Here is a 20,692-nt window from a genome sequence, read left to right on the forward strand (position 1 = left end):
TTCAGGGGACCGACCGGGGAAAGAGTCCTGTAGTTGTCACACTTGTTGCATAATCGCCACAATGCGTTGCATAGATCGGACGCAATCACTGGCTCTAGACGGCGACATGGCTCCGCAGACACCTGTACTCAACACACCGCTCTTCAGCGAACCTGGCGCGCGCGACGGGCGCCGGCTGCTGGCACTCCCCGGCGTGGTGGCGGTCGTCGGTGCCTTGGTCATGGCGGCTATTTCGTTCGCCATCCTGGTCGGTGCGACACCGATTGCGCCTGACGCCAAAACGACCTGGGCGCTGATTGCTCTCAATGCCGCCTTCGTGCTCTTCCTCATCGCGCTGGTTGGACGCGAGGTGCATCGCATCGTCATGGCGCGCCGGCATGGCAAAGCGGCTTCTCGGCTGCATGTGCGCATCGTTGCCATGTTCGCTCTCGTCGCCGCCATTCCCGCCATCATGGTGGCGATCATCGCCTCGATCACGCTCGATATCGGCCTTGATCGCTGGTTCGAAATTCGCACCAAGACAATCGTCAATTCGTCCCTGTCGATCGCCGACGCCTATGTGCAGGAGAACGCGCGCAACCTCCAGGGCACGACGCTGTCGATGGCCTACGATCTCGATGCGTCGCGAACGCTCTACGGCCTCGATCGCACCGGCTTTCTCGATCTCATGAACAAGGAAGCCGTGGGCCGCTCGCTGGCGCATGCCGCCCTGATCAAGCCCGATGGCTCCTTCGTCATGAGCGCCAAGACCGATGCCGATTTCGCCATGCCGGAACCCCCGGAAGGAGCGGTGGCCACCGCCACCGACGGCAAGCCGGTGCTGATCGAGCCGCGCACGCGCAACATCATGGGCGCCATCGTCAAGCTGCGCGAGATCGATGGCCTCTATCTCTACACCATCCGTCTGGTCGACCCCGAGGTGATCAAGGCGCGGCAGATCGTCAGGTCCAACACCGACGAGTATCGCAATCTCGAGGATAACAGGCGTACCTCGCAAGTGGCGTTTGCGCTGCCCTATCTGTCGCTGACCCTGATCATCATCCTGTCGGCAATCTGGACCGGCATAGCTGTTGCCGACCGGCTCGTGCGGCCGATCCGTCAGCTGATCGGCGCTGCCGACGAAGTCGCGACCGGCAATCTCGACGTCGCGGTGCCGGTGCGGCCATCCGATGGCGATGTCGCCTCGCTCGGCGACACGTTCAACAAGATGCTGCTGGAGCTCAAATCACAACGCAACGAGATCCTGTCGGCGAAGGACCTGATCGATGAGAGGCGGCGTTTTTCCGAAGCCGTGCTTGCCGGTGTCACCGCCGGCGTCATCGGCGTCGACCCTTACGGCATCATCACCATCGTCAATCGTTCTGCCGAATCGATGCTGGCCGTTTCCGCCAGCGCGGCACTTGGGCAGAATCTTTCCGCGATCCTGCCGCATGTCGGCCGCGTCTTCGAGATCGGCCGTAAATCCGGCAAGCCGGTCTACCGCGAACAGGTGACCTTCTATCGCGCCGGCGCCGAGCGGACGTTCAATGTGCAGGTCACCATCGAGGCAGGCGACGACGGCTCGGAGGAAAAATCCTATGTCGTGACCGTCGACGACATCACCGATCTGGTTCAGGCCCAGCGCTCATCCGCTTGGGCCGACGTGGCGCGGCGCATCGCCCACGAGATCAAGAATCCGCTGACGCCGATCCAGCTTTCCGCCGAACGCATCAAGCGCCGCTACGGCAAGGTCATCACCGAAGACCGCGAGGTTTTCGACCAGTGCACCGACACCATTATCCGGCAGGTGGAGGATATCGGCCGCATGGTCGACGAGTTCTCGGCTTTCGCGCGCATGCCAAAGCCCGAGATGAAGGCCATCGACCTGCGCGAATCGCTGCGCGAGGCTTCCTTCCTGGTCGAAGTCAGCCGCGCCGACATCACCTTCGAGCGGATATTCGGGAACGAGCCGCTCAAGGGCACGTTCGACAGCCGGCTGATGGCCCAGGCTTTCGGCAATGTGATCAAGAATGCCGCCGAGGCGATCGACGGACTGGAACATAAGGACGGTTCGCACGGCATAATCCGGATTCAAGCCGGCCGTCAGAATGGCGCGATTCGCATCGATGTCATCGACAATGGCAAAGGCCTGCCGCGCGAGAATCGCCAACGGTTGCTGGAGCCCTATATGACCACGCGTGAAAAGGGCACCGGGCTTGGTCTCGCTATCGTCAAGAAGATCGTGGAGGACCATGGCGGCAGGCTGGAACTCCATGACGCGCCTGCGGATTTCCACGGCGGGCGCGGCGCGATGATCAGCATCATCCTGCCACCTGCGACCAGCGCGCTGCCGCGCGGCGAAACCAAGGCGGACCACGAAAGAGAAACTGAAAAGGTCGATAATGGCGTCTGATATTCTCATCGTCGATGACGAGGAAGACATCCGCGAACTCGTCGCGGGGATCCTGAGTGACGAGGGTCACGAAACCCGTACGGCATTCGATGCCGACAGCGCACTGGCGGCTATCGCCGACCGAGCGCCGAGGCTGATCTTCCTGGATATCTGGCTGCAGGGCTCGCGTCTGGACGGCTTGGCGTTGCTCGACGAGATCAAGACCATGCACCCGAACCTGCCCGTGGTGATGATTTCAGGCCACGGCAACATCGAAACGGCGGTTTCCGCCATCCGTCGCGGCGCCTATGATTTCATCGAAAAACCGTTCAAGGCCGACAGGCTGATCCTCATTGCCGAACGCGCACTCGAGACCTCGAAACTGCGCCGCGAAGTTTCCGACCTCAAGCTGCGCAGCGGCGAGACTTTCGATTTGATCGGCATGTCCTCGGCGATGAGCCAGTTGCGCCAGACCATCGAGCGTGTCGCGCCGACCAACAGCCGGGTGATGATCGTTGGCCCTTCCGGATCGGGCAAGGAACTGGCCGCCCGCGCCATTCATACGCTGTCGGCGCGCAAGGGCGGGCCGTTCGTGACGCTGAGTGCCGCCAATATCACGCCTGAACGCATGGAGATCGAACTGTTCGGCACCGAATCGAACGGGGTCGAACGTAAGGTGGGGGCGCTGGAGGAGGCCCATCGCGGCATTCTCTACATCGACGAAGTGGCCGACATGCCGCGCGAGACGCAGAACAAGATTTTGCGCGTGCTGGTCGAACAGCAATTCGAGCGGGTGGGCGGTACTAAGCGGGTCAAGGTCGACGTCCGCATCATTTCCTCGACCTCGCAGAACCTTGAGGCGATGATCGCCGACGGGCGTTTCCGCGAGGATCTCTATCACCGGCTCGCCGTGGTTCCGGTCATGGTGCCGGGACTGGCCGAGCGGCGCGAGGACATTCCCTATCTCGTCGACAACTTCATGAAGCAGATCGCCCGCCAGGCTGGCATCAAGCCACGCCGTATCGGCGACGACGCGCTGGCCGTGCTGCAGGCGCACAACTGGCCGGGCAACGTGCGCCAGTTGCGCAACAACGTCGAGCGACTGATGATCCTGGCGCGCGGCGAGGACGTGGACGCGCCGATCACCGCGGATCTGCTGCCGTCCGAAATCGGCGATGTCATGCCGCGCACGCCCAACCAGTCGGACCAGCATATAATGGCGCTGCCGCTGCGCGAGGCACGCGAACAGTTCGAAAAGGACTATCTGATCGCCCAGATCAACCGGTTCGGCGGCAACATTTCGAAGACAGCCGAGTTCATCGGCATGGAGCGTTCCGCCTTGCACCGCAAGCTGAAGTCGCTGGGCGTCTGACCCAATCCTCGGTGGCCCACGCGATTGTCCGTTACCTGCACGGCGGAATCGCCTAAACAGGCCGAACCAAATCTCCCGAGGTGACCATGCCGCGCATTGCCTATGTGAACGGGCGCTACATCACTCATGCCGATGCCGCCGTGCATATCGAGGATCGCGGCTACCAGTTCGCCGACGGCGTCTACGAGGTCTGCGAGGTGGCGCGCGGCTTCATCGTCGACATGCCGCGCCACCTTGCCCGGCTGAACCGCTCGCTGACCGAACTGTCGATCGCCTGGCCGGTGACACGCAATGTGTTGCCGCTGATCCTGCGCGAAGTGGTCAACCGCAATCATGTCGTCAACGGCCTGGTCTATGTTCAGGTGACGCGCGGTGTCGCCAGCCGGGAATTTGTCTTCCCATCGGCGAACGTCAAGCCCGCGCTGGTGGTGACAGCCAGGAAGGCCGATCCTGCCGCGGGTGCCAAGCGAGCCGAGACCGGTATCGCCGTCATCACCGTGCCGGAGAACCGGTGGGACCGTGTCGACATCAAGACCGTCGGGCTGCTGCCCAATGTATTGGCCAAGCAGAAGGCCAAGGAAGCGGGCGCACAGGAGGCGTGGTTCGTGGATGCCGACGGCAACGTCAAGGAAGGCGGGTCGTCGAATGCCTGGATCGTTACCAAGGATGGCGTTCTGGTCACCCGGCCGGCCGAACATGGCATTCTGCGCGGCATCACGCGCACCACCATGTTCGAAGTCGCGGCAAGGCTCGGCCTGAAGATCGAGGAACGGGAATTTTCCGTCGCCGAGGCCAAAGCGGCCCGCGAAGCATTCATCAGTTCCGCGACGACTATTGCCATGCCGATCGTGGCCATTGACGGCGATCCCATAGCCAATGGCCACCCCGGCTCAATAACACTTTCGTTGCGGCATGCCTTTTTTGACATTGCGGAAAAAAGTCCAGCCTGATAACCGCACAGGTGGAATGAACATCAATATATCTCGTTCTGCTTGTCGTTACTGACGGCAAGAGGGTGTTTGCGCGCTTGACATGTGCCCGCTAATTTGGCGCATTGGCTGCAAACCGAAGGGGATCGGCGAAAGACAAAAACAATGGCGGAACGATCGCAAAACCTTCAGGACCTGTTCCTGAATTCAGTTCGCAAGAGCAAGAACCCGCTCACCATCTTTCTTATCAACGGCGTGAAGCTGACCGGCGTGGTCACTTCTTTCGATAATTTCTGCGTCCTGCTGCGCCGCGACGGTCACTCCCAACTCGTCTACAAGCACGCCATTTCCACGATCATGCCGAGCCAGCCGGTTCAGATGTTCGATGGCGAGGAAAGCCAGGGCGCCTGATTGGCACGTGAGAAGGACGCGGACGGCACGGTTCGCGGAAAACCAGCGCATCATCCCGGGACGGAAGCCAAGGGTCCGACCCGGGCTGTTGTCATTGTGCCTGTGCTTACGCGCCAACCGCGTAACGACGATGACACGAACCGTCCGCGGCTGACGCGCTCGGCCGAGGCGCGCCACGACGAAGCAGTCGGCCTTGCCCGCGCCATCGACCTTAATCTGATCCATACGGCGGTCGTGACCGTCAACGACCCGCGCCCGGCGACGTTGCTGGGCAGCGGCAAGGTCGAGGAGTTCGCCGGGATCGTCAGGGAAGGGCACGCGAAAGTGGTCATCGTCGACCATCCGCTGACGCCGGTGCAACAGCGCAATCTCGAGAAGCAATTCAACGCCAAGGTGCTGGATCGCACCGGGCTGATCCTGGAGATCTTCGGCGAGCGCGCGCGCACCAAGGAAGGCACGCTGCAGGTCGAGCTTGCCCATCTCAACTACCAGAAGGGCCGCCTGGTGCGCAGCTGGACCCACCTGGAGCGTCAGCGTGGCGGTGCCGGCTTCCTCGGCGGCCCCGGTGAAACGCAGATCGAATCCGATCGGCGGCAGCTGCAGGAAAAGATCATAAAGCTGAAGCACGAGCTGGAAACCGTGCGCCGCACCCGCGACCTGCACCGCGCCAAGCGCAAGAAGGTGCCGTTTCCAGCGGTGGCGATCGTCGGCTACACCAACGCCGGCAAGTCGACGCTGTTCAACAAGCTGACCGGAGCAGGGGTGCTGGCGCAGGACATGCTGTTCGCCACGCTGGATCCGACACTGCGCCGCGTGCGGCTGCCGCATGGCACGCCGATCATTCTTTCCGACACGGTGGGCTTCATTTCGGACCTGCCGACGCATCTGATCGCGGCGTTCCGGGCGACCTTGGAAGAGGTGGTCGAGGCCGATCTCGTCATCCACCTGCGCGACATTTCCGACCCCGACACGGTGGCGCAGGCCGAGGATGTCGAGCGCATCCTCGCCGATCTCGGCGTCGACGCCAGCGACACCAGGCGCGTGATCGAAGTCTGGAACAAGATCGACCTGCTGGACGAAGGCAACAGGCAGCGGCTGCTCGCCGATAGCACCGACGGTTCCAAGGAGCCGCCGATTGCCGTATCGGCGGTGTCAGGCGAAGGCATCGATGCGCTGAAAGCGGTTATCGAAACGCGGATGGCCGGCGAACTGCAAGACCTGACGGTGACCATCCAGCCGGCACAATTCGGCCTGGTCGACTGGCTTTATCGCAATGGCGATGTCGTTTCGCGAACCGACAATGACGATGGCAGCGCCACCGTTTCGCTGAAGGCCACGCAAAGCGCCCGTGAAGAGATTGAAAGCCGATTGCGTCGCAAAAACAACGGCTAACGCGCAGAAATTCCAGGATAAGTATCGCGCTTTCCGTCCGGAATTGCCGGGGCCATAGAGGCTTACCTTGCAGTCTTTGCTTCCTGCCAGAGCGCTTCCATCTCCTCCAGGCTAGCTTCCTCCAGCGAGCCGCCTGATTTTTCCAGGGCCTGCTCGACATAGTGGAAGCGTGAGCGGAATTTCTCGTTGGTGCCGCTGAGCGCCGCCTCCGAATCGAGCTTCAGGTGACGGCCGAGATTGACGACGGCAAACAACATGTCGCCGAACTCGTCCTTGATCGAGGCCGTCTCACCCCTGGCCAAAGCCTCGCGCAACTCCCCGATCTCTTCCTCGATCTTGTCCAGGATGGGAGCAGCCTCGCTCCAGTCGAAGCCGACGCGGGCGGCTTTTTCCTGAAGCTTCAACGCTCGCGTCAAGGCGGGCAGGGCGACCGGAACGCTGTCCAGGAACCCCTTGCCGTTGTCCTCCGGGTCAAGACCGCGCGCGAGCCGGGCTTGTCGCTTCTCGGCCTTCTCCTGCGCCTTGATCTTCTCCCACATGCCCTTGGCCATGCCGGCGCTGCGGGCCTTCTCGTCGCCAAACACGTGCGGATGGCGGCGGATCATCTTGGTGGTGATGGCCTGGACAACGTCAGGGAAGGCGAATTCGCCGGCTTCCTGCGCCATCTGGGCATGGTAGACGACCTGCAGCAGGAGGTCACCGAGTTCGTCGCGCAAATCGTCGAGATCGCCGCGCGCGATGGCATCCGCCACCTCGTAGGCCTCCTCGATCGTGTAGGGCGCGATGGTGGAGAAGTCCTGCTCGATGTCCCACGGGCAGCCGGTCTTCGGCGCGCGCAACGCCGCCATGATCTCGATCAGGCGTGAAATGTCTTTCGATGGCGTCATGGTGCGGATGCTATCGCGCGAACCGCCACTCGGCCAACGCTGTCAGCCGGCGAGGGGACCTTGTCCACAGGCGCACCGTACCCGCCTCGTCAGTCCAGCACGGAAACGACCGCCTTGGCGAGGTCATCCATGCCGTCCTCGGGCAGGCCGGCGACGTTGATGCGGCTGTCGCCGACCATGTAGACGGCGTGCTCGGCGCGCAGCCTTTCGACCTGCGCTTCCGTGAGGCCGAGCCGCGAGAACATGCCACGATGGCTGGCAACGAAGTCGAAGCGGTCGGAATTGGATTGCCGGCGCAGCGCCTCGGCGAATGCGACCCTAAGCCTCAGCATACGAAGACGCATCTCTTCCAGTTCTGCTTCCCAGTCGGCACGCAGCGCGGCGTCTTCCAGGACGATGCGCACTGCCGCGGCACCATGGTCGGGTGGCATCGAATACATGGCGCGCGCCGCCGACAGCATCTGGCTCATCGCGACGTCGGCCTGCGCGCCGTCCCTGGCCAGGATCATCGCCGCGCCGACACGGTCGCGGTACACCGCGAAATTCTTCGAGCAGCTCGACGCGATAACCATTTCCGGAACTTTCGCGGCCAGCAGCCGCAAGCCGAGGGCATCGGCCTCCAGGCCGTCGCCAAAGCCTTGATAGGCGATGTCGACAAATGGCAGCAGGCCGCGCTCGACGACGAGATCGGCGATGGCCTCCCACTGGGCCGCATCCAGATTGGCGCCGGTCGGATTGTGGCAGCAGCCATGCAGCAGCACCACGTCGCCGCTGTTGGCCGACCGCAGCGCCGCCAGCATGTCGTCGAAACGAACCGCTCCCGAGGCCGCATCGAAATAGGGATATTCGCGAATCTGCAGGCCGGCGGAACGCATCACTGGCATATGGTTCGGCCAGGTCGGGTCGGAGACCCAGACCGTGGCATCCGAACGCGTCCGCTTGAGCAGTTCTGCCACCAACCGCAGCGCGCCGGAGCCACCAGGCGCCTGTGCCGCCCGGATGCGCGACAGGTCCGCGCCCGGACCGAAGGCGAGTTTGGCCATCACAGTGTTGAACCCGGTATCGCCGGCAAGGCCGAGATAGGTCTTGGTATCCTGGCCCTGCAGCAGCCGCTTCTCGGCCTCGCGCACGGCCCGCATAACCGGCGTCTTGCCGTCGCGATCCTTGTAGACGCCGACACCGAGATCGACCTTGCCAGGGCGTGGATCGGCGCGATAGAGGCCGATCAGCGCAAGAATCTTGTCGGCGGGAGCTGGCTGCAGGTCTTCGAACATCATTATGGTTCCGTTGGCGCGGCGGAGTGATACGCAAATTGGCCACGTTTCACCAGCGGTTTTGATCGCGCCGGCGCGAAAGGCGGCACCTGCCGGTGCTGCTTTTCAACCACTTCAGAGAAGGCATGCCATGCTCGTCCGTCTGACCATGATCTGCGCCGGTGCCACGGCGGCGACCCGGAAAGGGCGGTTTCCCTCGGATGAACCGCTGGAGCCACGATCGCTGACATTGGCAAAGGCGGTGCGCGGGACGCTGCGTCGCGCCGACCGTGTGTGGACAGCGCCGGCGCTTCGCGCCTGTCAGACCGCCGAGGCGCTGTCGCTGAACGCGACTGTCGATCCGATGCTGGCCGACCAGAATAACGGACGATGGGCAGGCAAGAGCTTTGAAGAGGTGCAGGCGCGACAGCCTGAAGAAATCGCCGCATGGCTTACGGATCCGAATGCGGTCCGGCATGGTGGTGAGTCGCTGGCCGATGTTGCCCGACGGACCGCTGGATTGATGGATCGATTGATCGCCGAACGTGGCCATACCATCGCCGTGACCCATGCCAGCGTCATCCGCGCCGCGATCCTGCATGTTCTCGGGGCGCCGCTTGCCGCCAGCTCAAAGATCGACGTCGAGCCACTGAGCATCACCGATTTTCGCAGCGACGGCCGCCGGTGGGTGTTGCGCGCCTGCGGTGTCACGGTTCCCAAACCGGCAAAACCACTTGGACCTAAGGGCGTTCACGGAACCTAGGCGAGACGAGATACCTGCAACCGATATTTCGCGCGAAGAAAAAACGGCACGGCCGGGATTAAAATCCCCACATGCTCCGTAAACAGGGCATGAAACGGTCGATGCCACGCTTTGACATCATCGGACAACTCGGGTCGCTGCGGCGCTACGCCCGTTCGCTGACGCGCGACGGCGTCGAGGCCGAGGATCTCGTCCACGACGCGCTGGTGCGCGCCTATGAGCGGCGCGGCACGTTCCGCTCGGGCGGAAACCTGCGCGCCTGGCTGCTGTCGATCGTCCACAACACCTTCATCGACCGCGTGCGCTCGCGCCGCTCGGAAGCGGCACGCCTCGAACAGGCCCGATATCTGGCCGACGGCAGCACCCCGGCGCCGCAGGACCATTCCGTGCGCCTGGCGCAGGTTCGCGAAGCCTTTTTCAGCCTGCCGGAAGAGCAGCGCTCGGCGCTGCATCTGGTCGCCATCGAAGGGCTCTCCTACCAGCAGGCCGCCAACGCCAGCGGCGTGCCGCTGGGCACGCTGATGTCGCGTATTGGCAGGGCGCGCACAGCCTTGCGGCAGATGGAAGAGGCGCCCGCCCGGGGCAAAAATCATCTCAGGATCGTGGGAGGTGACTCATGACCGCTCTTGTCGACCCGGTTACGGACGCCGATCTCGACGCCTATATCGACGACCAGCTCGACGTCAGCCGCCGCATCGCGGTCGAAGCCTTCCTGTCGGCGCGTCCGGACACGGCCGCGCGTGTGATGTCGGATCTGCGCACCCGCGACGAACTGCGCATGGCGCTGGCCGGCTCCGAAGGCATGGCGCGGCCGGCGACGGCCGATGCGGCGCGGCGGCTGGAGAGGGGGCTTGGCCGGGGCCGCATCTTCGGTGTGCTGCAACGCGCGGCAGCGGTCGCCGCTTTCGTCGCCGCCGGCTGGCTGGCCAACGGCATTGTCGGGCCGGTGTCGGTGACCAAGGTCGTCGCGTCGCCTCAGCCGCCCGCCTATGTCGACGAGGCGGTACAGGCACACAGGACGACGCTGCTGCGCGAAAACATGGCCTCGCAGACCGAGGCGCCTAATTACAATGCGGGCGAGATCCGCGCCGCCACCGCCATCGTCATGCCGGCGCTGCCGAAGGACTGGAAGGTCCGCGACGTGCAGATCTATCCGTCGCGCTTCGGCCCGAGTGTCGAGATTGCGGTCGACACCAAGGAGATGGGCCTGGTTTCGCTGTTCGCGATCCGGCCGGGCACTTTCGATGTGGTCAAGCCGACCGTGGCGCCCTCGGGCGACATCTCCTCGGCCTATTTCCAGATCGGCGATGTCGCCTACGCTGTCGTCGCCAAGAGCGAGGTTCATGATCTCGACCGCGCCGCCGAAACGCTCGCCAGAACGCTTTACTGACCAATCCACAAAGGAGACCTCGAATGAATACGCCCAATCTTGGATACCGCGTGGGCACAGGCGCCCGGACTGGAGCCGTCTATGACGAGGGCCTGCGCCAACACATGCTGCGCGTCTACAATTATATGGGCCTTGGCCTGGTGGTTACCGGCCTTGTCGCCTTCCTGGTGTCGTCGACGCCGGCGCTTTATGTGCCGATCTTTTCCAGCCCGCTGAAATGGGTGGTGATGCTGGCGCCGCTCGCCTTCGTGCTCCTGTTTTCGTTCAAGATGCAGACCATGTCGGCGGCAAGCGCGCAGGCGATGTTTTGGGCCTTCTGTGCCGTCATGGGCCTGTCGCTGGCTTCGGTGTTCCTGGTCTTCACCGGAACCAGCATCGCCCGCACCTTCTTCATCGCCGCCACCATGTTCGGCGCCACCAGTCTCTATGGCTACACGACAAGGCGCGACCTGACGCAGTTCTCGTCCTTCCTGATCATGGGCCTGATCGGCGTGGTGATCGCCAGCATCGTCAACATCTTCCTCGGCTCGACCGCGCTGCAGTTCGCTATCTCGGTGATCGGCATCGCCGTGTTCATCGGCCTGACGGCCTGGGACACGCAGACGATCAAGGAGCAATACGCCGAGAATTTCGATGCGGAGTCGCGCCAGAAGCTCGCCGTCTTCGGTGCCTTCTCGCTCTACCTGAATTTCATCAACATCTTCCAGCTGCTGCTGAATTTTACCGGCGAGCGGGAATAGTCCGGACCGTAGCAGGCAACAGCTTTGAGTCTTGGCTGGCCGGAGGGAAACCTCCGGCCATCTTCTTTCGAAAGGGGCGCCTGGCCCACCATCAAGGTTCATCGCGATCGCGTGAAATGCAAATGCCGTCCGCCACCTTGAGTTCACGCCCGGCCATTTGCTAGCCTGCCGGCCACGCCGGACGAACCGCGAGGACATATGGAACAGGACAGGCTGACGCTTCATGGCGAGGGCATATCGGCAACCATCATCGCCCACGGCGCAGAGTTGGTTTCCCTGCGGGATGCACGAGGATTTGAGTTCCTGTGGCAGGCTGGACCGGCCTGGCGGCGCCATTCGCCGGTGCTGTTTCCGATCGTCGGCCGGCTGAAGGGCGATCACCTGCACCATCGCGGCCAGACCTATCCGATGACGCAGCACGGCTTCGCCCGCGACAAGCCTTTTATGTGGGCGGAGAGGGGGCCTCGATCCTGCACGCTGGTGCTCACCGACGACGCGGAAACCCGAGCGCACTACCCGTTCGCATTTCGACTGGCCGTGACCTATGCGCTGGGCGAGGGGCAACTCGACATAGAATTCGAGATTACCAACCCGGGCGACGAACCGATGCCGGCGTCGATCGGGGCGCATCCGGCGTTCAACTGGCCGCTTCTGCCCGATATGGCCAAGGACGCCTATTGCCTGACGTTTGCCCAAGCAGAGCCAGCGCCGATCCGCCGGCTGAAGGATGGCCTGCTCATCGCAACGCCGCAGCCAACGCCGGTCAAAGGCACTGTGCTCGAGCTGTCCGAACGGTTGTTTGACGACGACGCCGTGATCCTGGACCGGCCGGCCAGCAACAGCGTTCGCTACGGCGCCGATGACGGTCCGGCGATCGAGGTCTCATGGCAGGGATTTCAGGAAGTGGGCATCTGGTCCAAACCCGGCGGCGCGCCGTTCCTGTGCATCGAGCCCTGGCACGGCATTGCCAGTCCGTTGGATTTCGATGGCGAGTTCACCGACAAGCCCGGCCTGATGCTGATCGCGCCGGGCGCGAGGCGTTCGCTGAGTTACCGGATCAGCCTGGAGCGGGGGCCTCGGTAAAAGTTTTCCTGCAAGCCATGAAGCGGGCGCAAAGGCGGACCGGGGCCGTATTCGACCTCAGCTCGGGTCTCAAACCTGCCTGACCAGGGCGCCGATAACATTGACAAGAAGTCGCGCGGCGGTGAGCGCCGACAGGCCGTCGATATCGGCTTGCGGATAGAGCTCCACAAGATCGAATCCGGCGATCCTCGCTCGCTTGCCCAGGCCCGCGATGAGATCGATGACCTGCGTATAGGTGAGGCCGCCGGGCGTACGCGCGGCCACGCCCGGCATGATGCCGGGGTCGAGACTGTCGCAGTCGAGGGTAACGACGACGCGCGCGCCTTCCGGAATATGGGTGAGCGCCGCTTCGACACCCAGGGCGTGGACCTCGCGGGCGGTGACGAAACGGCTGCCATAGCGCCGCGCCGCTTCGATTTCCGTGAGGCGTGCGCTGCCGACGCTGCGCAGTCCGACCTGCACCATGCCGGCGACATGCGCCATCTCGCTCGCGCGGCGCATCGGGCTGGAGTAGCCGTGGCGTTCGCCATGCACCTCGTCTCGCCAGTCGATATGGGCGTCGATCTGCAGGATCCAGACAGGCCCGTGATCCGCGAAGCCGGCGAGGAAGGGACTGACCACGGAATCGTCGCCGCCGAGCAGGATGGGCACGGCCGGCAAGGACAGGACCTCGCGCGTCTTCGCCTCGATCCGGGCGCGGTTGCCGGCATTGTCATGCATGATGGTCAGGATGTCGCCGGCGTCGACGCAGCAGACCGGCTTGCCGTCGAACAGCGGGCCGCCGAGATCGAAATCCCAATGCTCGACGAGCGCGGCATCACCCTGGCTCGCAACGCGGATGGCATCGGCGGCCAAGGCATGACCGCTGCTGTCCTTGCCGGGATAGGTGCTGCCGTGGCCGGCGCCGAAGATCACCGCGCGGGGCGCCGTGCCATCGGCGAGGCGATCGGGCAAGCCGAGAAAGGAAGATCGTGTGGTCATTCTTGATAAGCCTTTGAGTCCAGCCGAGGCGTGATGGATTGAAGCTAGCGTAGTTGCTGGGATGGTCGAATTCCATTGCCGCAATCGCCGTCCAGAAGTTCCGTCGGTTCCAAGCTGGAGGCGGCCCTGAGACGGGGACATTGAGCTTGCTAAAGTGGGTAAACGTTGCAGATTACTGGAACTGCGATAAAGCGAATGGACCGACCGAGGAAAATCCGCATGATCTATCTTTGTTGTCGAGTGCCGCGGTTCTTATGGCTGAACGCATCCGCATAGATGTGGTTGATGGGGAAGGGAATGACATTGCCAAAGTTCTCATGGCAGGCAGGTCTCCTTTTCGGCCTATGCGCTACTCCCGTTGCCTTCCTGCTGGCACTCTTTTCGGCCGGAGCTGGGCATGGCGACTATGTGCTAGCCCGCATTCTCTATCCAATCCCCATGTTGGCAACTCTTTTGACCGACAACACGATTACCAGCCTTTCCCTAGGGTTGGCTGTGGCACAGTTTCCTGCCTATGGGGCATTTGTTGCTCAAGCCGGCCGCGCCGGTTGGTTGGCGCTTGGCCTCGTCCACGTCATTGCAATAGCAACTGCTTTCAGCGGGGTGCTCGACAATTTTTAGGAACGCCTACGACGCGCCTCGCTGCCGCTACGCGCAACGGAATCAGTCTGCAGGTACCGCTGCGCTGGCAGCTATATGCTAACGTCAAAGTGACCTGGAGACGCGACATCGCCAGCTTCGTCGGCAGGATTCCATTGCCAAAATGGTCAGGTCCCGGCCGTCCCGCACCGGTTGATCCTCCGATGTCTCTTGACGTTATTTGTCCCGGAACCTTCCAGCGCGAGCATCGTAAACGAGGAGAGGCATTGGAAGGCCAATGCCAGGGTCCACCATCTCGACCGCGACCCGGAGTTCCTGATCGAATTGCCGGAGCGAATCCAGATCCACCGCATCCTGCTCGACCGGCGGAGGCTGCCCTGATGCGACCGGTCGCGATGTAGGAACAGATGGAAAGCGTCGCGCGCCGCCGCCGCGTCATCTGGCATGATATGCTCGGTACGGGCGTCCGCCAAACCGGACGCGATGTCTCGAGCGACGTGCCGGTGTCGGCGGCGCCGGGTCAGGAGGTCGGGTGAAAATCTATAGTCCGCGTGTAGTGGAGGGACAGGAATGGGTTCTTCCCCAACAAGCCGAGGACTACCAGCTATTCGCGAGCCTCGGCGACCCAGGCCAGAAGCGATGGCGTCCGCCGCGGATGAAATTCCTGCGCGAGCAAGAAGACGGAACACCCCGGCTATATTCGGATTTTCCTTGGCTCGGCGAGCACGTGCTCATTCTGAGGAGCACGGCGTTGAAGTGCTACGGCCGATTCTAGAACCGTATGGTGACTTCCTGCCGCTTCGTGCTGACGAACCCATATCGCTGTTCAACGTCACCAATGTGGTCGATGCGATGGACGAAGAACGTTCAAGAACCGTCCGGTTTGACGATGGCGGTATCATGACGATCGAAAATCTCGTCCTTCGGCCGGAGGCCATCGGCGGGGCCGAGATATTCAAGTTGCCGGAGCGGCCCGATGGCGTGCGACTATCCGATATCTATCTGCAAGAGACCATCGTGCGTCAGATCGGCGAGCTCGGATTCAAAGGCATCGCCTTTGAATTGGTCTGGAATGACGAAGCGGTCGGTCGCGACAGGATCGAATACCGCGGCATGGAGCGGCGTGCGCCAGTTTCATTCGCGAGTTTGAGACGCTTTTGGTCCGGTCTGCTTCGGAAGCCCGGGCTGTGAAGCAGGGCTGTGAGATGAATTCGAGATGCTTTTAACGCCGTGATAAAAGTCGCATAAGATAGATTATGGAACTTATGCATATAGCCCGGCCGGGAAGTTGCTGCTGTTTTGCGCGTTGCCGGCAAACATCGTGAATGGACGCCACCGGCACTTCACGACCTCGAACCATGGTCGAACGTTCAAACGACGACTTGAAACGCCAACTGAGCAGCAGCCTCTACCGGTTTGACTCGTATGGGATTTCGATCACCATGCCATCATAGGCTGGTTCGACATTGTCGGGCGTCTCAGCCATCACGGCGATGTAATCGAGCGGCCCGTGCATGTGCGTCAGCACGGCGCTCCCAGGCGAAAGCGCCTTGATCCAGTCGAGCGCCTGGCCAAGCGAAAGATGGCTTGGATGCGTGTTGTACTGCAAAGCGTCGATGACCAGCGTGTCGAGACCTCGCAGCCGTTCTGCGGTGGTCTTGGGAAAGTCGCTGACATCGGGACAGTAGGCGAGCCCACCGATGCGGAAACCCAGCGAAATGATGTCGCCATGGATCTGGGGCAGCGGCTCGAAGGTGAGGGCACCCCCCTCTCCTTCGATCACGACCGGCCTGGTATGATCGATGATGTGGGCGTCGACGATCGGCGGATAGGAACTGCCTGCCGGCGTCTGGAAGCAATAGCCGAACGCCTCGCGCAGCCGCAGCATGGTCGGCTCGTCGGCATGGATGCCGATGCGGTGCCGTTGTTCCAGCACATAGCCGCGCAGGTCATCGATGCCGTGGATGTGGTCGGCATGCGGATGGGTGTAGATCACCCCGTCGATGCGCCTGACTGAAGCCATCAGCATCTGCTCGCGGAAATCGGGGCCGGTGTCGATGACGACCGTGGTGCGGCCGCCATTGACGGCAATGCGCTCGACAAGTGCCGCCGTGCGCATGCGCCGGTTCCTGGGATTGGCGGGATCGCAATTGCCCCAGTCGCCGGTAATGCGCGGCGTGCCTGGCGACGACCCGCAGCCGAGAATTGTCAGGCGCAGCCGGTCGCTCATGTCTCGAGCGCCTGCTGGCGAGGCATTTTTCCAAACAGCCGAAAGAAATTATCGGTCGTCACCGCCGCGATCTCAGCCTCGCTGACGCCGATTGTCTCGGCCAGCACCTTGGCGGTTTGCGCGACGTAAGCCGGCTCGTTGCGCTTGCCGCGGAACGGCACCGGCGCCAGATATGGCGCGTCGGTCTCGACCAGCAGCCGGTCACGCGGCAAATCGGCGGCGATGGCACGCAATTCGATCGAGTTCTTGAAGGTCAGGATGCCCGAGAACGACACATAGCCGCCAAACGACACGCCGACCTCGGCGAGCCGCCGTCCCGACGAAAAGCAATGCAGGATGAACGGGAAGCTGCCCTTCCCTGTCTCATCCTCGAGAATGGCGGCCATGTCGTCGTCGGCATCGCGTGAATGGATGACGAGAGGCAGCCCGGTCTCGCGAGCGGCGGCGATATGAGCGCGAAAACCCTGCGCCTGCGCATCGCGCGGTGCCTTGTCGTAGAAATAATCGAGACCTGCTTCACCGATCGCCACCACCTTTGGGTGAGTGGACAGGCGCACAAGGTCGGCGGTGGTGACGTCGAGCTCCTCGGCGGCATTGTGCGGGTGGGTGCCGACCGAGCAATAGACTTCGTCGAAAGTCTCCGCGATCTCAAGAACTTGCTGAAACCGCTTCACGCGCGTGGAGATCGTCACCATGCGGCCGATTCCGGCCGCCTTGGCGCGGGCGACAATGGCCGCCCGCTCCTCGGCGAAGTCCGGAAAGTCCAGATGACAATGGCTGTCGACGAGCATCAGGCGTTCGCGTCCGTCTGTTCGACATAGCGCGGAAACACGCCCTCCGGCGCAGGCAGCGCCGTCCCGGAAACAAGCGCGTGATCGGCGTGGACATGCACGAAATTGCGATTGTCCGCCGGCACCGCCAGCAGGTCGAGCAGCTTGCCGGCCGAGCCCGGAATGAAGGGCTGGCATAGAACCGCCACGCGCCGGACCACTTCGGCCGTAGTCCACAGCACCGTTTCCATGCGCTCGGGATTGGTTTTCTTGAGCGCCCAGGGTTCCTGTCCGGCGAAATACCGGTCGGCTTCCGCAACCACGCCGAAGATCGCCGCCAGTGCCAGATGGATGCCCTGTTCGGCCATTGCCTTGCGCGCGGTGGCGAGAGCGTCGATCGCTTGATCCAGGATCACCTTGTCGGCTTCCGCCAGGTCGCCGCGCTTCGGTACCACGCCGCCGCAATTCTTGGCGATCATCGACAGCGAGCGCTGCGCCAGATTGCCGAGACCGTTGGCCAGATCGGCGTTGGTGCGGTTGACGATCGCTTCATGGCTGTAGCTGCCGTCCTGGCCGAACGGCACTTCGCGCAGGAAGAAGTAGCGTACCTGGTCGAGGCCATAATGCTCGATCATGGTGAACGGGTCGATGACGTTGCCGACCGATTTCGACATCTTCTCGCCGCGGTTGAACAGAAAGCCGTGGCCGAAGACGCGCTTCGGCAGCGGGATGCCGGCCGACATCAGGAAGGCCGGCCAATAAACCGCGTGGAAGCGCACGATGTCCTTGCCGATGATGTGCGCATCGGCTGGCCAGAACTTCCATTTCTCATCTTTTTCATCGGGATAGCCGACGCCGGTGATGTAGTTGGTCAGCGCGTCGACCCACACATACATGACATGCTTTTCGTCGCCGGGTACCGGCACGCCCCAGTCAAATGTGGTGCGCGAGATCGACAGGTCCTTCAGTCCCGACTTGACGAAGCTCATCACCTCGTTGCGGCGCTCGGCCGGACCTATGAAGTCGGGCTGACCTTCATAAAGCGCGACGAGCTTGTCCTGATAGGCCGACAGGCGGAAGAAGTAGCTCTCTTCCTCGACCCATTCGACCGGCGTTCCCTGCGGCCCGTAGCGGACATTGTCGGGACGGACCTCGGTCTCCTCCTCGCCGTAATAGGCTTCGTCGCGCACCGAGTACCAGCCGGCATAGCCGCCCTTATAGACGTCGCCATTGGCGGCCATCGCCTTCCAGATCGCCTGGGAAGCAGCGTAATGGCGCTCCTCCGTGGTGCGGATGAAATCGTCGTTGGAGGCGTTGAGCGCGGTCGCCATGCGCTTGAACTCGGCTGAATTGCGGTCGGCCAGTTCGCGCGCCGAAATGCCTTCGCGCTTGGCTGTCTGCAGCATCTTGATGCCGTGCTCGTCGGTGCCGGTAAGGAAGAAGACCTGCTTGCCGTCGAGCCGCTGGAAGCGGGCAAGCGCGTCGGTGGCGATCAGCTCGTAGGCATGGCCGATATGCGGCTTGCCGTTCGGATAGGAAATCGCGGTCGTGATGTAGAATGTGTCGCGTGACATGAATGAACCGTCATGAATGTCTGAATGGAGGCCGTGGCGGTGGATATCGCATCGGAATGGCGATTGCCATCCCGAGACCAGTGCATGCCGCCCAAAAGTGGCCCCGGTTTAAGGGGCAACGGCATGCACCAAAAAAGGCCCGTCACATTCGCATTGCAGAATTCAGGCGGTCGATCATGGTCAGGGCGTGCTGCTTTTTGTCGAGATTGTAGGTGTCCGTCTCAGATATAGCGTCCAGCGCCTCATGCCAACTGTCCGACAGCGTTTTGGCCCGCTTGAGATCGCCAGCCCGCGCCGCCTGGCTTGCCGCATCCGACAGAAGGTCCAGCGCCCGGCGATTGAAGATGTCGAACTGTATCGCCTGGTCCTTGCCCGCGACCGCCTCGGCCAAGCGATAGGCGCCGCCAATATCGCTCTTTCCCGTCGCCACCAGTCCATCCAGCGTCCGCGCGATCTCCAGGCCGCCATACTGCGTCAACAGGATCGCGTTGCGGGCGCTGCCCCCTGCCCGCTCGACCAATGCAGCCCTCGCGGCCGGATCGTCCGGCGGCGGCGGCTCCGCTGTCTCCAGCACCGCCATCAGTTCGTTGGCGTCGAGCGGTGTCAGCCGCACCACCTGGCAGCGCGAGCGGATCGTCGGCAGCAGACTGCCGGGTGCATGGACGATGAGAATGAACAGGGTCCGTGCCGGTGGTTCCTCGAGATTCTTCAGCAAGGCATTGGCCGCATTGGCATTCATGTCGTCGGCCGGATCGACGATCACCACCCGGTAGCTGCCGTCATGCGAAGTCAGCGACAGAAAGCGGCTGACCTTGCGGATTTCGTCGACGGTGACGACGGTCTTGAAACTCTTGGTCTTGTCGTTCAACGGGCGGGTCAGATGCAGTACGCCGGGATGCGCGCCGGTTGCGATCTGGCGAAACAGCGGCGAGGCCGGATCGGGAACTGCTAGGTTGCCAGGCGCCTGGTCGAAGGCCGGATGCTTCAAAAGGTGGTGGGCGAGATGGAAGGCGAGCGTCGCCTTGCCGATCCCGACCGGACCGGCGAAGATAAGCGCATGAGGCAGCTTTCCCGCACGATAGGCGGCGGCAAGCATGGTGACGGCCTGCCCGTGTCCGACCAGACGCGGTGTTTCGGAGGGTTCCGGCACACCGTCCAGCGTATCATGCTGTTCCGGCGCGATGCGTTCGAAGATCATACGGGTGCGACCTGCCTGTTGCGCTCGGACGCCCTTGCCTCCAGTGCCGCGAACACGGTCGCCGTGACGACATCCTCCACCGTGTCCGGATCGGCGGACGCATCGACGACGATGCAGCGTTCCGGCTCTGCCGCGGCGATCGCCAGGAACGCTTCGCGGCGGGCCTGGTGGATGGCCAGCGTCTCTTTTTCGAAGCGGTCAGCTGTGGCATCGCTGCCACGCCGCAATGTCGCGCGCTTCAAACCCTCGGCCGGGTCGATATCGAAGATCAGCGTCATGTCGGGCATCATGCCGTTGACGGCGACCTGTTCCAGCATGGCCATGAATGCCGGATCGATCCCACCCGTAACGCCTTGATAGACACGCGAGGAATCCAGGAAGCGGTCACAAAGCACGATGGAGCCGCGTTCGACCGCCGGACGGATGACCTGCTCGACGTGGTCGGAACGCGCGGCTGCGAAGAGCAGCGCTTCCATCTTGGGCCCGAACGGTTCGGCGGCACCCGAAAGCAGCACATGCCTGACCGCTTCGGCGCCCGGCGAGCCGCCCGGCTCGCGTGTCCGTACGACATCATACTTCTTGGCGCGCATCTTGGTGGCCAGCCGCTCGATCTGTGTCGACTTGCCTGCGCCTTCGCCGCCTTCGAAGGTGATGAAAAAACCGCGCGCCAACCGAGGGCCTTTGTTCGTGTTCGAGTGGATTGTTGGGCTGTAGATAGTCCGCGTTCGGGAAAACGTCCATGCCGTCG

The 20,692-nt window shown here is 62.8% G+C and carries 20 protein-coding genes; 12 read left to right on the forward strand and 8 right to left on the reverse strand.

From position 1 onward, the window contains the following. Nucleotides 1-61 precede the first annotated feature (61 nt). The 5 genes from LB524_RS24230 to hflX all read left to right on the forward strand — a co-directional run bounded on the left by LB524_RS24230 (nt 62) and on the right by hflX (nt 6,475). A complete protein-coding gene (locus LB524_RS24230) occupies nt 62-2,392 on the forward strand; it encodes an ATP-binding protein (RefSeq protein WP_411909937.1) in 2,331 nt (776 codons plus the stop codon). After that, on the forward strand, nt 2,382-3,743 hold the full coding sequence (locus LB524_RS24235) for a sigma-54-dependent transcriptional regulator (protein WP_140792888.1): 1,362 nt from the start codon (nt 2,382-2,384) through the stop codon (nt 3,741-3,743). Before LB524_RS24230 ends, LB524_RS24235 begins: the two co-directional genes overlap by 11 nt. Before the next feature lie 86 nt (nt 3,744-3,829). Continuing rightward, entirely contained in the window at nt 3,830-4,693 is an 864-nt protein-coding gene (locus LB524_RS24240) for a D-amino-acid transaminase (RefSeq protein ID WP_140619610.1), read from the forward strand. Between the two features lie 144 nt (nt 4,694-4,837). Continuing rightward, nucleotides 4,838-5,083: an RNA chaperone Hfq gene (gene hfq / locus LB524_RS24245; RefSeq protein WP_006202172.1), complete on the forward strand. Its 246-nt coding sequence runs from the start codon at nt 4,838-4,840 to the stop codon at nt 5,081-5,083. Continuing rightward, on the forward strand, nt 5,084-6,475 hold the full coding sequence (gene hflX, locus LB524_RS24250) for a GTPase HflX (protein ID WP_224530787.1): 1,392 nt from the start codon (nt 5,084-5,086) through the stop codon (nt 6,473-6,475). Nucleotides 6,476-6,537: 62 nt separating this feature from the next. Here the strand turns inward: hflX and mazG are convergent, their stop codons facing one another. Both mazG and LB524_RS24260 read right to left on the reverse strand, forming a co-directional pair. After that, nucleotides 6,538-7,362 carry a nucleoside triphosphate pyrophosphohydrolase gene (mazG, locus tag LB524_RS24255; RefSeq protein ID WP_015317916.1) on the reverse strand — a complete coding sequence of 275 codons (825 nt, stop codon included), beginning with the start codon at nt 7,360-7,362 and terminating at the stop codon, nt 6,538-6,540. An 89-nt stretch (nt 7,363-7,451) separates the two neighbouring features. Further along, nucleotides 7,452-8,636: an aromatic amino acid transaminase gene (locus LB524_RS24260; protein WP_224530923.1), complete on the reverse strand. Its 1,185-nt coding sequence runs from the start codon at nt 8,634-8,636 to the stop codon at nt 7,452-7,454. A gap of 4 nt (nt 8,637-8,640) precedes the next feature. On the opposite strand from LB524_RS24260, the gene LB524_RS24265 reads away from it, so the two are divergent. The 5 genes from LB524_RS24265 to LB524_RS24285 all read left to right on the forward strand — a co-directional run bounded on the left by LB524_RS24265 (nt 8,641) and on the right by LB524_RS24285 (nt 12,591). Beyond that, on the forward strand, nt 8,641-9,378 hold the full coding sequence (locus LB524_RS24265; RefSeq protein ID WP_318012236.1) for a histidine phosphatase family protein: 738 nt from the start codon (nt 8,641-8,643) through the stop codon (nt 9,376-9,378). Between the two features lie 89 nt (nt 9,379-9,467). After that, entirely contained in the window at nt 9,468-9,998 is a 531-nt protein-coding gene (locus tag LB524_RS24270) for a sigma-70 family RNA polymerase sigma factor (protein WP_411909938.1), read from the forward strand. Next, nucleotides 9,995-10,768: an anti-sigma factor family protein gene (locus tag LB524_RS24275; protein WP_224530799.1), complete on the forward strand. Its 774-nt coding sequence runs from the start codon at nt 9,995-9,997 to the stop codon at nt 10,766-10,768. The genes LB524_RS24270 and LB524_RS24275 overlap by 4 nt, the downstream gene beginning before the upstream one ends. A gap of 23 nt (nt 10,769-10,791) precedes the next feature. After that, on the forward strand, nt 10,792-11,508 hold the full coding sequence (locus LB524_RS24280) for a Bax inhibitor-1/YccA family protein (RefSeq protein WP_015317911.1): 717 nt from the start codon (nt 10,792-10,794) through the stop codon (nt 11,506-11,508). Nucleotides 11,509-11,706: 198 nt separating this feature from the next. Beyond that, complete coding sequence (locus tag LB524_RS24285) at nt 11,707-12,591, forward strand: aldose 1-epimerase family protein (RefSeq protein ID WP_224530802.1); 885 nt, start codon at nt 11,707-11,709, stop codon at nt 12,589-12,591. A 69-nt stretch (nt 12,592-12,660) separates the two neighbouring features. On the opposite strand, the gene LB524_RS24290 is transcribed toward LB524_RS24285, so the two are convergent. Beyond that, a complete protein-coding gene (locus tag LB524_RS24290; protein WP_224530805.1) occupies nt 12,661-13,572 on the reverse strand; it encodes an agmatinase in 912 nt (303 codons plus the stop codon). 297 nt (nt 13,573-13,869) lie between these two features. Here LB524_RS24290 and LB524_RS24295 point away from each other — a divergent pair, with 297 nt between their 5' ends. After that, the gene (locus LB524_RS24295) at nt 13,870-14,193 is read left to right on the forward strand and encodes a hypothetical protein (RefSeq protein WP_140619624.1); all 324 of its coding nucleotides are present in this window, start codon (nt 13,870-13,872) and stop codon (nt 14,191-14,193) included. A 618-nt stretch (nt 14,194-14,811) separates the two neighbouring features. Next, complete coding sequence (locus LB524_RS24300; RefSeq protein ID WP_224530806.1) at nt 14,812-15,363, forward strand: imm11 family protein; 552 nt, start codon at nt 14,812-14,814, stop codon at nt 15,361-15,363. 217 nt (nt 15,364-15,580) lie between these two features. Here LB524_RS24300 and LB524_RS24305 read toward each other — a convergent pair whose 3' ends face one another. The 5 genes from LB524_RS24305 to tmk form a co-directional block, all read right to left on the reverse strand. Next, nucleotides 15,581-16,402 carry an MBL fold metallo-hydrolase gene (locus tag LB524_RS24305; protein WP_224530812.1) on the reverse strand — a complete coding sequence of 274 codons (822 nt, stop codon included), beginning with the start codon at nt 16,400-16,402 and terminating at the stop codon, nt 15,581-15,583. After that, nucleotides 16,399-17,193 (reverse strand): TatD family hydrolase, encoded by a 795-nt coding sequence (locus LB524_RS24310; protein ID WP_224530815.1) that lies wholly within the window; start codon nt 17,191-17,193, stop codon nt 16,399-16,401. The genes LB524_RS24305 and LB524_RS24310 overlap by 4 nt, the downstream gene beginning before the upstream one ends. Further along, complete coding sequence (metG, locus tag LB524_RS24315; protein ID WP_224530818.1) at nt 17,193-18,746, reverse strand: methionine--tRNA ligase; 1,554 nt, start codon at nt 18,744-18,746, stop codon at nt 17,193-17,195. The genes LB524_RS24310 and metG overlap by 1 nt, the downstream gene beginning before the upstream one ends. A 142-nt stretch (nt 18,747-18,888) precedes the next feature. Further along, entirely contained in the window at nt 18,889-19,944 is a 1,056-nt protein-coding gene (locus tag LB524_RS24320; protein ID WP_140792876.1) for a DNA polymerase III subunit delta', read from the reverse strand. Continuing rightward, nucleotides 19,941-20,615: a dTMP kinase gene (gene tmk, locus LB524_RS24325; protein ID WP_140619634.1), complete on the reverse strand. Its 675-nt coding sequence runs from the start codon at nt 20,613-20,615 to the stop codon at nt 19,941-19,943. Before tmk ends, LB524_RS24320 begins: the two co-directional genes overlap by 4 nt. Between the last annotated feature and the right edge of the window lie 77 nt (nt 20,616-20,692).

This window comes from Mesorhizobium sp. ESP6-5 (genome assembly GCF_020164695.1).
In the GTDB taxonomy this organism is placed as follows: domain Bacteria; phylum Pseudomonadota; class Alphaproteobacteria; order Rhizobiales; family Rhizobiaceae; genus Mesorhizobium; species Mesorhizobium australicum.